At 36.7% G+C, this 13,324-nt stretch carries 12 protein-coding genes; 4 read left to right on the top strand and 8 right to left on the bottom strand.

Annotated elements, in window-relative coordinates; genetic code table 11:
• Nucleotides 1–87 precede the first annotated feature (87 nt).
• The 4 genes from D612_RS0107135 to D612_RS0107120 form a co-directional block, all read right to left on the bottom strand.
• A complete protein-coding gene (locus D612_RS0107135) occupies nucleotides 88–1,824 on the bottom strand; it encodes a methyl-accepting chemotaxis protein (RefSeq protein ID WP_017754801.1) in 1,737 nt (578 codons plus the stop codon).
• A gap of 395 nt (nucleotides 1,825–2,219) precedes the next feature.
• Nucleotides 2,220–3,152 carry a glycine betaine ABC transporter substrate-binding protein gene (locus D612_RS0107130; protein ID WP_017754800.1) on the bottom strand — a complete coding sequence of 311 codons (933 nt, stop codon included), beginning with the start codon at nucleotides 3,150–3,152 and terminating at the stop codon, nucleotides 2,220–2,222.
• Nucleotides 3,152–4,012: an ABC transporter permease gene (locus D612_RS0107125; protein WP_017754799.1), complete on the bottom strand. Its 861-nt coding sequence runs from the start codon at nucleotides 4,010–4,012 to the stop codon at nucleotides 3,152–3,154. The genes D612_RS0107130 and D612_RS0107125 overlap by 1 nt, the downstream gene beginning before the upstream one ends.
• Nucleotides 4,002–5,273 (bottom strand): quaternary amine ABC transporter ATP-binding protein, encoded by a 1,272-nt coding sequence (locus D612_RS0107120; protein ID WP_017754798.1) that lies wholly within the window; start codon nucleotides 5,271–5,273, stop codon nucleotides 4,002–4,004. The genes D612_RS0107125 and D612_RS0107120 overlap by 11 nt, the downstream gene beginning before the upstream one ends.
• Before the next feature lie 274 nt (nucleotides 5,274–5,547).
• On the opposite strand from D612_RS0107120, the gene cudC reads away from it, so the two are divergent.
• Nucleotides 5,548–6,093 carry a choline uptake/conversion transcriptional regulator CudC gene (gene cudC, locus D612_RS0107115; protein WP_017754797.1) on the top strand — a complete coding sequence of 182 codons (546 nt, stop codon included), beginning with the start codon at nucleotides 5,548–5,550 and terminating at the stop codon, nucleotides 6,091–6,093.
• Nucleotides 6,094–6,391: 298 nt separating this feature from the next.
• On the opposite strand, the gene glpK is transcribed toward cudC, so the two are convergent.
• Complete coding sequence (glpK, locus tag D612_RS0107110; RefSeq protein ID WP_017754796.1) at nucleotides 6,392–7,882, bottom strand: glycerol kinase GlpK; 1,491 nt, start codon at nucleotides 7,880–7,882, stop codon at nucleotides 6,392–6,394.
• A 143-nt stretch (nucleotides 7,883–8,025) separates the two neighbouring features.
• On the opposite strand from glpK, the gene D612_RS0107105 reads away from it, so the two are divergent.
• Nucleotides 8,026–8,325: an STAS domain-containing protein gene (locus D612_RS0107105; RefSeq protein WP_017754795.1), complete on the top strand. Its 300-nt coding sequence runs from the start codon at nucleotides 8,026–8,028 to the stop codon at nucleotides 8,323–8,325.
• A 151-nt stretch (nucleotides 8,326–8,476) separates the two neighbouring features.
• Here D612_RS0107105 and D612_RS0107100 read toward each other — a convergent pair whose 3' ends face one another.
• The gene (locus D612_RS0107100; protein ID WP_017754794.1) at nucleotides 8,477–9,196 is read right to left on the bottom strand and encodes an EAL domain-containing protein; all 720 of its coding nucleotides are present in this window, start codon (nucleotides 9,194–9,196) and stop codon (nucleotides 8,477–8,479) included.
• 267 nt (nucleotides 9,197–9,463) lie between these two features.
• Here D612_RS0107100 and D612_RS0107095 point away from each other — a divergent pair, with 267 nt between their 5' ends.
• Nucleotides 9,464–10,108, top strand: coding sequence for a 5-bromo-4-chloroindolyl phosphate hydrolysis family protein (locus D612_RS0107095; protein ID WP_017754793.1), 645 nt, complete (start codon nucleotides 9,464–9,466; stop codon nucleotides 10,106–10,108).
• A 6-nt stretch (nucleotides 10,109–10,114) separates the two neighbouring features.
• Nucleotides 10,115–11,272: a toxic anion resistance protein gene (locus tag D612_RS0107090; RefSeq protein ID WP_017754792.1), complete on the top strand. Its 1,158-nt coding sequence runs from the start codon at nucleotides 10,115–10,117 to the stop codon at nucleotides 11,270–11,272.
• A gap of 75 nt (nucleotides 11,273–11,347) precedes the next feature.
• Here D612_RS0107090 and D612_RS0107085 read toward each other — a convergent pair whose 3' ends face one another.
• On the bottom strand, nucleotides 11,348–11,566 hold the full coding sequence (locus D612_RS0107085) for a hypothetical protein (RefSeq protein WP_017754791.1): 219 nt from the start codon (nucleotides 11,564–11,566) through the stop codon (nucleotides 11,348–11,350).
• Between the two features lie 365 nt (nucleotides 11,567–11,931).
• A complete protein-coding gene (locus D612_RS0107080) occupies nucleotides 11,932–13,245 on the bottom strand; it encodes an anaerobic C4-dicarboxylate transporter family protein (RefSeq protein ID WP_017754790.1) in 1,314 nt (437 codons plus the stop codon).
• Nucleotides 13,246–13,324: the final 79 nt, after the last annotated feature.

The raw sequence follows: 13,324 nt of genomic DNA, 5'->3' as shown, positions 1-13,324 counted from the left end.
ATTTCCCAAGTATAGTAATAGCTCTATGATCCTATCTTACAAATATATGATCCTCTCTTGCTAATATAGGATACAACTATTTATTTATTAAACTTTAAACATTTTTATACTTTCATGTAGGTCATCTGCAACTTGTGATAGCATGTTTACACTGGCCGCTATTTCTTCCACCGAAGCTGTTTGTTCCTCCGAAATCGCAGCAACTGATTGTGTGTAATTCGCTGATTTTTCAGAGATCTCACTCACATCATCTATTCTTGAGACTAACTGAGTCGTTCCGGAATTCACTTTTATAACAGCTTCATTGACATCCTCCATTTGGCTTACAATATGAATAACCGCTTCAGTAATTTTTTCGAAATAATCTCCTGCTTGTTCAACTAGGTTTTTTCCACCTATTACAGCTGTCCGCCCCTCGCCCATTGCATCAATTGCAAGCTTCATATTTTCTTGAATATCACTAATTAAGGAACTAATCTTAGAAGCAGCTGATCCTGATTCTTCAGCCAATTTTCGAACTTCTTCAGCTACAACTGCAAAACCTTTGCCATGCTCCCCAGCTCTAGCTGCTTCGATTGATGCATTTAATGCTAATAAATTGGTTTGTTCAGCTATTGCTGTAATCATCGTCACGATATTCTCAATCTCATTTGATTTATCACCTAATAAATCCAATACTTCCGCAGTTTCTTCTGTTTTTGTATTAATAAATCCAATTTGATCTACAGCTTTATGCACTGACTCGTTCCCATTTTGTGCTGTCTCAGAAGCTTGCACAGTGGATTGCTTTACGGTTTCAACACTTTCTGCAATTTTTTTAACACCTACTGCAATTTCATTTACCCCTTCAGAAGCTTCTTGCATACTTGTTAGCTGACGGTCTGCCCCTGTTGCTACCTCTCCAATTGCTTTTGCAATTTGCTCCGTTGCTTGTGACGTTTGATCAGTATTTGCAGACAATTCTAATGAGTCCGTTGCAACTCGCTCTGCAGCTTCTGAAACTTTACTTATCATGTTTTTTAAATTAACCGTCATTGTATTCACGTCATTGGCAAGCTGGCCGATTTCATCATTATTTTTTACTGATATAGCACCCATACTTAAATCACCACCAGCAATCCTATGGACGTGATTAGCAATCATTCGAATCGGAATTGAGATATGTCTTGAAAATCCGATAATAACTATAACTCCAGCTATTAATGATATGATTAAAGTAATGAGAACAGCATGAAGAATTTTATTTGCATTACTATTAAAGTCCATTTTGTATGTGCTAGCAGCTACAACCCATCCCCAGTTTTCATCCTGCTCCGCATACGTAATTTTCGGAGCAATTCTATTTGCATTCCCAGGTAAAGGCCATTCATAATACGAAAAGCCATTACCCTTTAAAGCTGCTTCCACAATTACCTTTCCGACTTTTAATCCATTAGGGTCTTCCGTATTCCATAAATTTTCACCTTCTAAGGAAGGATGTGCCAACAGTAAGCCTTCTGAATCCATAACAAAATAATAACCATTTTCACCGATATCAACACTTTTATCAATCGGTCTTTTCCCTTCAGGATCCTTCTCCCCAAGGATTTCTATTTTTACAAGTTCTTGGGCATCTTCTAATGAAAGGGCGCCACTTTTAACCTGCTGATCCAAACTCTCTATTAGCTTTATTACGAGACGAACATCATTTTGTAAACCGATTGCACCAAGTTCATCAAGGCTTTGCTTTGCTGATGAGTATCCTATAACACCAATTATTAAACTTGGAACCGCTAATAAAAGTAGTGATACTATAATTAATTTTGTTCTAATTTTCGCTCTCATGTTAGCCTCCCAAAAATCCCTACATGGGAATATAGTGGTTTTTTTGTAATTTTTTTATAAAATTGTATTCTGTTTCTATTCTACTAAAATTACCGGCAATTGTCGCTAAATTTCTACAAATATTTCGTATGAAAAACTTAAAAAATCGTTCACAATGGAGAACGTTGCTATAAACTCATTTTATTGCATTTGAGTGAATGTTCATTCACTATATATTTTCTATTATTTTAATGAATACAAAGTAAACTATCAATTTAACCTAGTCGCCTTTTTTGACAGTAGCAACCATTTTCGACATGACCATTATATGGTTGCAACCTAATTATATTGATATATTTTATCTATAGACAAATTATAAAGAGGTTAACCAATATGGTTAACCTCTTTAGCGTAGCTTATTTTAAATCTTCAATTGAATTTATATCCATATAACTTGGTACAACTAATCCAATTCTAGTCCCTTCCATGTTTGAACCAAGGTCCTCGAACTGACCTTCAAACTCTGCATAGTAGTCAGCATGTGTAACTGGCAACCATGCCGCTACAGATGCATCAGCACTTCCATCGGCAATACCAGCCCACAGCGGGCCTGCTTCTAATTGAGTCATTGTAACGTCATAACCAACATCAGTTAATACTTTGGCAAGCACATTTGTGCTTGCAATTTCACTTGCCCAAGCAACATATGCAAGGGTAATTTCATCGCTCTCAACTTGTTCTGCTCCAGCAGTCCATTCTGCAACTCTATCGGCATTTTCTTCTACCCATTTTGCAGCAGCTTCTTCTTCCTTCATACCGTCTTCAATCATTACCATCACGTCACTCATATCATCTGCAGTCCAATGGAATTGATCTAAAACTATATATGCATTTGGATGATCTTCTTTTAAGCCAGCACGTGTAATTGTATGAATGTTTTCATCTTCACCATATACACCTTTAGGGTCTTCTAAATATTTCAAATCAAACTTTGCGAATTTCCAATGCGGTGTCCAACCTGTCACAATAATTGGTTCTTCCTTGTCATAAGCTTTTTTTAATGCAGCAGTCATTGCAGCCCCAGAACCCTCAATAACCTCCCAATCCTCTAGCTCATATTCCTCGATGGCACTTGCAGTCGCTTTCATTATACCTGCACCTGGGTCAATACCAACAATCTGGTAATCTACGCTTTCACCAATAGGTGTAGCAGCTTCACTACCTGTTGTTTCAGTCGTTGCCGGCTCCGTCTCAGTAGCGGGCTCTTCGTTACTAGTTTCTTGCGAGCCACAGGCAGCTAAGCCTATCGCCAATACGAAAACTAGTAAAAAACTTAACCATTTCTTCATTACATAGTTCCCCCTTGTTTAGTTTTTCCTATATTTTGAGAAATCCGATCTAGAATGATAGCTATAATCACTATTGCTAGACCAGCTTCAAAACCAACTCCTGTCTTGATTTGCGTAACAGCACGATACACATCAGTACCAAGACCTGGCGCTCCAACCATTGAAGCAATAACAACCATGGACAATGCAAGCATAATACTTTGGTTAATGCCTGCCATGATCGTTGGCATGGCTAATGGAAGCTGCACCTTTAGTAATCTTTGATTTGTCGTTGAGCCAAAAGCCTCTGTTGCTTCAATAATATCTCCAGGCACTTGCTCAATCCCTAAAATTGTTAAACGTATCGTCGGTGGTGTTGCAAAAATAACAGATGCCACAACCCCAGGTACAACACCGATATTAAAAAAGAAAATAGCCGGAATTAAGTATACAAAGGCAGGCATTGTTTGCATAAAGTCTAATATCGGGATTACTATACTTTTAACTACTTTACTTTGTGATGCCCAAATGCCAATTGGTATTCCAATCACAATCGATAAAATCACCGATGTCAGTACCAATGCGATTGTATCAAGCATTGGCTCCCAATATCCTAAATTATCAATTAAAAATAAACCAACTAATGTAAATAACCCAATATTTCGATTACAAATCTTCCATGTTAATAAAGCCATTAATATAATAACGATAATTGGTGGAATTACTCCTAGACCGTCTACTATTCCTTCAACAAATGCTTTTAACCCCTCAGAAATCCCATCAAAAGCGGCACCAAACGTAGCTGTCAACCAATCAATAAATCCATCAATCCAGTCTGCTAAAGGAAGTTTCGGTAAAAGTCCTTCTGTCTTAAGCGCCATTTACATTCACCTCTTTTAGCTGATGATCGGTTTTTCCATCATGAACACTGTTTGCTACTCCATTTATATAACGCTCATTACCCGCAAGAGCCCCTATGACAGCACCACGAATTACAATACCCCTAAGATGTCTATCATCATCTACAACTGCTACAGGTATAACGGCTTCCGAAACAATATCAAAAAGATCTACTAAAAGTGTGTCTTTAAAAACTGTTTGCACATTTGTATCCAATATTTCCTCTAATGTTTGCCCTTTTTCTACTGCCTGTTTTGCCGCGACTGCAGTTATTGCCCCTAACAATCTTTGCTTTTTATCAACAACATAAATACTTGATATCCCCAAATCCTTCATATTTTGCAACGCAACTAAAGGACCTTTATCAATCCGAATTGATTCAGCACGCTTCATAACATGCCCAGCTGTTAACACCTTACTTAAATCAACATCCTCGACAAATCTTTCAACATATTCATTTGAAGGATTCATTAATATTTCTTCCGGAGTTCCAATTTGAACAATAAGACCATCCTTCATTAACGCGATTCGGTCCCCAATCCTTAACGCTTCATCTAAATCGTGCGTAATAAATACAATGGTTTTTTCCATTCGGGCTTGCAACTCCAACAGTTCATCTTGCATATCCTTTCTTATTAACGGATCTAATGCACTGAACGCTTCATCCATTAATAAAATATCAGGATTATTTGCTAATGCTCTCGCTAAACCAACACGTTGCTGCATCCCGCCACTTAATTGGCTTGGATACTGATTTTCATAACCACATAAATCAACAAGCTTTAATGCCTCTAATGCTCTTTCTTTTCTTTCTTCCTTTTTAATACCCTGTACTTCAAGTCCGTACTCTGTATTTTCTAAAACAGTCCTGTGCGGAAGAAGAGCAAATTTTTGGAAGACCATACTAATTTTCCCACGCCGAATATTGCGTAATTCAGACTTTGACATTTTTACAACATCTTCCCCATCAACATATACTTCACCAATTGTGGGATCAATTAAGCGATTTAACATCCTTACTAATGTGGATTTCCCACTGCCTGAAAGCCCCATTATGACAAATATTTCTCCGGCATATACTTCAAAGCTAGCTTGATTGACTCCAACTGTTGATCCTGTCATTTTTAATATTTCAGACTTTGACTTTCCTTCTTTAAGTAGTTGAAGTGCTTTTTTGCTATTTTTTCCAAATATTTTTGTAACACTTTGAACCTTTAGCTTAATCTTTCGTTCCTGTTTCATACGTTCACCTCGTTAACGGCTTTTATAGCCGACCTATTATTAAGCTTAGACTTTTCGTAACATTCCATCAAAACCGAAAATCAGCGATATTCAGCTATAATCTTTGTACAGAAAAAACTGTACATTCTATATATACAATATTCTTAGAAATCCTTAGAAATGCTCCCATATGCTCCCTAATTAATATCTTTACTTTCATTAATAAAGTGGTAGTCTATTATCAAAAGTATGATTTGTTACGATTTTTCACAGAAGGATTGGTGGGTATAAAATCATGAAGGATCCAAAACAACAATTAGAACAAGCGAGGGAACGAGTAATTGATACAATCGCTCAGAATATGAACTTATACGGTGTTACTGATTCTGTCGGGAGATTGTTCGGCTTTTTATACTTCAACAATGCCCCGATGACATTGGATGAAATGAAGGACGAGCTTGGTATGAGTAAGACTAGCATGAGTACATCAGTACGATCATTAATGGATTTAAAAATGGTGGATAAGGTTTGGAGAAAAGGAGTTCGAAGAGATTTATATCGTGCTGAGGAAGACTGGTATCAGACGTTTATAGATTTCTTTACAATAAAATGGCGCGCTGGGATTTCCATGAATGTTACCGCTATAGAAAAATCTATAAAGGAACTTACCGAACTTGTACACAGAGAAGACACAGAGGAAAGTATTAAAGAAGAAGCAAGTATTGATATAGAAAAATTAAAAAGCTGTTTGGAGTATTATGATTGGCTGAACCGACTTGTTGATAGCTTTGAATCACATGAAATTTTTAATTACATTCCAAAAAAAGAACAAAAGCTATAGGCGCCCTGATTAGCGACGTATAAACTAAGAGCGCATCGACTGAGATAAACAAAACACGTCGAGGGACGAGTCGATGTTGACTTATCGCAAAAAAGATGAGCGAAGTTTACTAGTCGCTGGGAGCTGGAGCTGGGCGACTACTCTCTGTGCTATAGTATTTATCCACAAGATCAAATTTTTAAATTTCCTAAACAGCAAAAAAATAACGGGGCTCCTTCCTAAGGAAGCCTCGTTATTTTTGCAAATAAATACGCCATTTTGTTTAACATCCCAAGTTTACTAGTTTTTTACGATTGGATTATTCTTTAAAAGCTTTCGCTGCATGTACAGCCCGTTTCCATCCACCATATAATTTATCTCGTTCAGATTTGTGGATTTGTGGTACAAAGCGGCCATTCATCTCCCATTGTTTCTGGATCTCAGCTTGATTATGCCAATATCCAACCGCAAGCCCAGCCAAGTATGCCGCTCCTAGAGCCGTTGTCTCGTTCAATTTAGGTAGTTCGACTGGAACATCTAAAATATCACTTTGAAATTGCATTAGAAATTGATTGGCTATTGCCCCACCGTCCACTCTTAATGCTTTAAGGGATATGCCTGAGTCCATTTCCATTGCACTAAGAACATCCTTCGTCTGGTAAGCCAATGATTCGAGTGTTGCCCTTATAAAGTGTTCCTTTTTTGTTCCACGAGTGATCCCAAATATGGCCCCTCGAACATCGCTATCCCAATACGGTGTTCCTAAGCCTACAAAAGCAGGCACTACATACACCCCTTCTGTTGATGTAATTTTTTCCGCATATTCTTCACTCTCTGAGGACGTGTTTATCATTTTTAGGCCGTCTCGTAACCACTGTATCGCAGAGCCTGCTACAAATATACTACCTTCAAGGGCGTATTCTACCTTACCGTTCAGTCCCCAAGCAATTGTAGTTAGTAACCCATTTACTGATGTAACTGCTTTTTCTCCCGTATTCATCAGCATGAAACAGCCAGTTCCATACGTATTTTTAGCCATCCCTTCGCGGTAACATGCCTGACCAAATAAAGCTGCCTGCTGGTCACCTGCTACACCAGAAATTGGTACCGGTACATCAAATATTTCATGACTTGTATGACCATACACTTCAGAAGAGGGACGAACTTGAGGAAGCATTGACTTTGGTATGGACAATAAGTCTAACAACTCTTCATCCCAACACAACTCATGAATATTAAACATTAATGTGCGCGAAGCGTTAGTATAGTCTGTTACATGTACACGACCGTTTGTTAATTTCCAAATTAACCATGTATCAATCGTTCCAAATAATAATTCATTGTTTTCGGCTTTTTTTCTAGCACCCTCCACATGATCTAAAATCCATTTGACTTTCGTACCAGAAAAATAAGCATCAATTAATAAGCCAGTTTTATTATGAAATAACTCATGATAACCTTGACTTTTTAATTGGTCACAAATGTTTGCTGTTTGTCTTGACTGCCAAACAATTGCATTATAAATTGGCTTACCCGTGTTCTTGTCCCAAACAATAGTCGTCTCTCTTTGGTTAGTAATTCCAATTCCAGCAATTTGTTTTGGCATGATAGTAGCTTCTTTTAGCACTCGTTTTGAAACGTCTAGTATAGACTCCCAAATTTCCTCTGGGTCATGCTCAACCCAGCCTGGTCTAGGAAAATGTTGTGTAAACTCCTTTTGTACGATATGTATTGCATCCCCGGCTTTATTAAATATAATTGCCCTTGAACTAGTTGTGCCTTGATCTAAAGCTAAAATATATCTCTCCAACTCCAGCCCTCCATCCCATTTTAATAACCTTTATTACAAACAGGGTGTTTTCCCACTGGTTTTAGGGATCTCCCTGATACTCACATTCAGGAAAAACAACGATACTATTCTTAATACTATTAGATTTTGGAGGCATTATCTTCATGCATGAAATAACAGTTCTAAATAATCAAATTATGGTAAAATTAAAAAAAGAACTATATGTTGATAATACTACAAATTTAAGGGAACAACTTATATCGTATTTAGAAAAAGGTTACAAAAACTTTCTACTCGATATGGGCGAGGTTACTTATATCGATAGTACAGGTATTGGATTCATACTAAGTTTCCACAAGAAAGCATTTAGTGCGGAAGGCAAGGTTATCGTAAAAGGCCTTCAAGGACCTGTAAAAGAAATATTCGAAATTACTCGTCTAACAAACTTTATGGAGATTAACTAAAAAAGTGCTGGCTGATAAGTCTCTATAATGGGGACTTACCAGACAGCACTCTTTTTAAATATCGAGTCAATATTATCCTTTAAAATAACCTAAATAATTTAGGACCGCCCCCCTCAATTCTGGTGGCCCTGAGTTTTCATGAATATATAAACTAGAAACTATTATGTTGTAAATTTGTTTTCTCTGGTTTACCTAAATAATATCCCTGCCCCATGTCAACACCTAGTGAATTCGCTGTTAGTAGCTCTTCCTCGGTTTCAATCCCTTCTAAAATAACTTTTATATGGTTAGCGTGACAATAATGAAGGATAGCACTGATCATATTTTGTTTCTTTGTTGAAAGGTGTAAGTGGTTAGAAAAGTAGCGATCTAATTTAATAAAATTCACGTTCAATTCAATCATATTCGTCAGTGACAATGCCCCCTTCCCAACATCGTCAAGCGCTACCTGAAACCCTATTTCCTTTAGCCAGTTAATACGATCTCTTAATAACGATAGATCGAATACAGATTCACCCTCATTTATTTCAAAAACAATTTTTTCTCGTATTAAAGGTAAATCTCGTACAGTGTATTCAAGAAATTCAGGAAATAACGGATTCTTTAATGTCGAAGGAAACACATTTAAAAAAAATAGACGGTCTCGATAACTCTGTTGTATCTCTAGTGCTTTTATAATTGAAAGTGTATCTAATTCATAAAGACAATCTGCCTTTTTTGCTTCATTAAAAATAATGTCAGGCGTTGCAAAACGTGCTCGCAAAAGCATTTCTGCACCATTTGGGAGCTGATTATTCAAATCGTATATAGGTTGGCAATAATGTTCGAATAATTGCTGCTCAATAATCATACTTAACTCATGGCGTTGCATTGTCCAGCCCCCTTTCACCTAAACCGACTCGACTTTTTTCAGATTCTATACATTATGTTCACAATTTAGACAAAATTTTGATTTATTATATTTTTACCATTTTTTTGATAATATGACAACATATTTGATATTAGTTACAAAATATAGCCATTACTATCCACTACCCCAACTAAATTTTATTTATTTTGCTTTTGCAACGAAACTTGTCTATATTTAATGTCGTATAATAAGGGAAAGAAGAAAACTTCTAATAGGGGCCGATTTACAATGAAATCCATTTTGAATTTTTTCCTTCGTAGCTTCATAGCGGTTAACATAACAATTATTATAGGGTTAGTAGCCTTTTTCGGTTTTGACGCAACGATCTGGATATCATTATTTATAGGGATTTTGGGAGGAATTATCAGCAATTATTTTTTAAAATGGAGATTTCACCAAAGGTTTTTAAAAGAGAATCAATTATCTAGTAAGGACTATATATATATCAAAAATAATTTAAAAGAAGCTCATCTTAAAATTAAACGCCTTAACAAAGCACTTTTAGGTGTTCGTTCCATTCATTCCGCTAGACAGTTAAGTAAACTAAATCGAATTGCGAGTAAAATCTATTTAATTGTTAAAAAAGAACCTAGAAGATTCTACCAATCAGAGAGATTTTTCTTTTACCATCTTGATTCGATTGTTGAACTGTCAGAACAATACGTCTTTTTAACAAAACAACAGATCAACGATCCGCAAGTTCGACGTTCTTTATCTGATGCGGAGCAAACACTTGACAATTTAATAAAGTCAACGAATGATGATTTACTACTTCTATTGTCAAATGATATAAATCAATTAAATTTGGAGCTAGATGTAGCAAAACAGACGATTACGAGAGAAAACAACTTTTTTCCGAAAGAAAGGAGCTAGAAGAAAATGTCTACTCAACACAACAAGCTAGCAGGCAATGTAAATGGGGGATTAGATGATCTTTTATCAAATCCTTTTGGAGAAATTACAAATGATCGCACAAATAACGAACACAGTACAAAACGCTTGTTTGAAACTCTTCCAGAGGAGTACCAGCAAAAAGCTGTTGCATTAGCAACTCAAATTAATCCAACCGATCACCAATCAATTATTCAATTCGGCACAGCAGCACAAATGAAGCTATCGGACTTTTCACATTCAATGCTAGATCATGTTCAAAGCAAAGACACAGGCCCTATTGGTGATAGTTTAAAGGAGCTTATGCAAAAATTAGAGCAGGTTAACCCGGACGAACTACAAGCAGAAAATAGGAGCTTATTTAAACGTTTATTTAAACGACTCTCAAGCTCGATAAATGAAATATTATCTAAATACCAAAAAATTGGAGCACAAATCGATAAGATTGGCGTGAAATTAGATCATCAAAAAAACATATTACTATCAGATATTAAAATGCTTGAAGAACTGTTTCAAAAGAATAAGGAATATTTCGATGGCTTAAATATTTATATCGCTGCTGGAGAGATAAAATTAGAAGAGCTTCGCGAAAAGGAAATTCCTGCTTTGAAGATAAATGCGGAGCAGTCAAACAACCAAATGGTTTATCAAGAGTTAAATGATTTAATTCAGTTTGCAGATCGCCTTGAAAAACGCCTATATGACTTAAAACTCAGTCGCCAGATTACAATCCAAAGTGCACCACAAATTCGGATGATTCAAAATATGAATCAAGCACTAGTTGAAAAAATTCAAGCTTCTATTTTAACCGCAATACCATTATGGAAAAATCAAATCACAATTGCGCTAACATTGTTCCGTCAAAAAAGAGCTGTTGATGCTCAAAAGCAAGTAAGTCAAACAACAAATGAGTTATTGCTGAAAAATGCAGAAATGCTAAAAACAAATAGCATTGAAACAGCAATCGAAAACGAACGAGGGCTAGTTGATATTGAAACGTTGAAGCAAACCCAGGAAAACTTAATTTCAACATTAGAGGAAACCATCCGAATTCAACATGAAGGAAGAACTAAACGTCAGCAAGCAGAACAAGAACTTATAAAGATGGAGAATGAACTAAAACAAAAGCTATTAGAATTGAAGTGAACACAGAAACGGCACCTCCAATTGTTACGCAAGCCCAACAATTGGGGTGCCGTTCACTTTTGGGCGACTGTTTTTTTATTCCGATTGAGAGGATGCCTGTGTTTGCAACTGCGATTGTACCTGGCTTATTAACGTTTGTACTTGCGCAATTTCTGTTGATGCTTGCTTTAACGCCTCTTGAGCTAAAACTGTGTTGGCTGCAGATTGCTCTATGGCTTGTGTTATTGCATCCTTTGCTAGCGAAGATGCCGCTTCTGCTTGTTTTAATTTGTTCGTATCAATTTGATTTGTCATTTCATTACCCTCCTAAAATCTGTTTCATACAGACTTTAGGATACGCACAAAAAGATAATTTATCCTTGAATTTTTTAATTTTGGCTTTGTAATAAATAATTGATTTTCCTATGTTTGAAAAATAAACGGAAAAATTTTGTTTAAATTGTAAAATTTCCATATATCGTTAAAAATAAAAGGTAGTTTTCCGTTTATCTTATTTAAATCCATGGATTTTGCCCTATTAAGGGAAGCTAATCGGAATTTCTCCGCCTACGAATTCTTATTAGCACTCTCTCCTACCTAATATCTCTACCAAATACCATGCTTTGCAGGAAATTTTTTACCTGATTTTCACTACTTACATATTCATAAGAGTCCCGTTATTAAAGGACTATCGTGCTTAATATCATACCAATCGCAATTGCACCAACTGTCGCGATTAGACCTGGCACCATAAAACTATGGTTTAAAATATATTTCCCTATTCGCGTTGTTCCAGTACGATCGAAATTGATGGCAGCGACCACTGTTGGATAATTGGGAATAAAAAAATAACCGTTTACGGCTGGAAACATCGCTATTAACAATGCTGGGTTAATTGCTAATGTTACACCTAACGGCATTAGCGTTCTTACCGTTGCTGCTTGGCTATATAAAAGAATGGAGAGTGCAAATAAAGCTACTGCAAACAGCCACGGTGCCGCTGTCACTAAACCAGAGATCGAGTTATTAATGAATTCGGCATTCCCATTAAAGAAGGTATCACCCATCCAGGCAATACCGAAAATTGCCACGACAGCCGAAGCTCCTGCTTTAAATACACTACCTGCTACAATTTCTTCTACATTTGGTTTACATAGTATAATGATAAGCGCCGAAATCGATAACATCACAATCTCAATCGCTGCTGGCATCGTCATTCGTATAAACTCCCCTTCATGTGACCAGCCAGGGCGCAGTTCCTCAAACGACCCTAGCAATACGACAAAGAATGCGGCGGTTAGAAACAAAATAACAGAAAGCTTTGCGCCTTTAGTAGGTATGAAAGATTCCTTTTCTTTATGTATCGGCTCAAGTCCATCAATCAAACGCTTTTGATAAATTGGATCATCATCTAATTCTTTTCCGATTTTACTTACAACAAATGCAGCAAACATACAAGCACTGAAGGTCGAAGGAATACAAATCATTAAAATATCAATAAGACTAATTTCGAAATTAGCTAAGAGCGAAAGTAATGCTACCGTTGCCGCTGAAATTGGACTAGCTGTAATTGCTTGTTGTGAAGCAATAACCGCAATTGACATTGGCCTTTCCGGTCTTACACCTGATTCCCTTGAAACTTCAGCAATAACAGGTAAAACTGAATAGGCTACATGCCCTGTTCCGGCAGATAAAGTAAATAAATATGTAATTATTGGCGCCATGAAGGTTATTCTTTTCGGGTTTTTGCGCAATGCTCTTTCTGCAATAAACACAAGATATTCCATTCCACCTGATGCCTGTAAAGCACCAGCTGCGGTTATCACCGCTAAAATCATAAGCATAACGTCAATTGGTGCTGATGTTGGTTCCAAACCAAAACCGAATACAAGAATCGCCAGACCGACTCCACCCATTACGCCAAGTCCAACACCACCAAGACGAGCACCTACGAAAATACATGCCAATAGAATGACAAACTGAATCCAAAACACACAATTCCCTCCTGCTGCCAACTCTGTTTCCTACTTACTTTGGACGAAAAAGGTGAATTGTATTCATTGATATAGATTT

The sequence above is a fragment of the Calidifontibacillus oryziterrae genome (genome assembly GCF_000331575.1).
In the GTDB taxonomy this organism is placed as follows: Bacteria; Bacillota; Bacilli; order Bacillales; family Bacillaceae_J; genus Calidifontibacillus_A; species Calidifontibacillus_A oryziterrae.
Note: the sequence above shows the minus strand (reverse complement) of the source record. Positions and strands in the feature narration are given on the sequence as shown.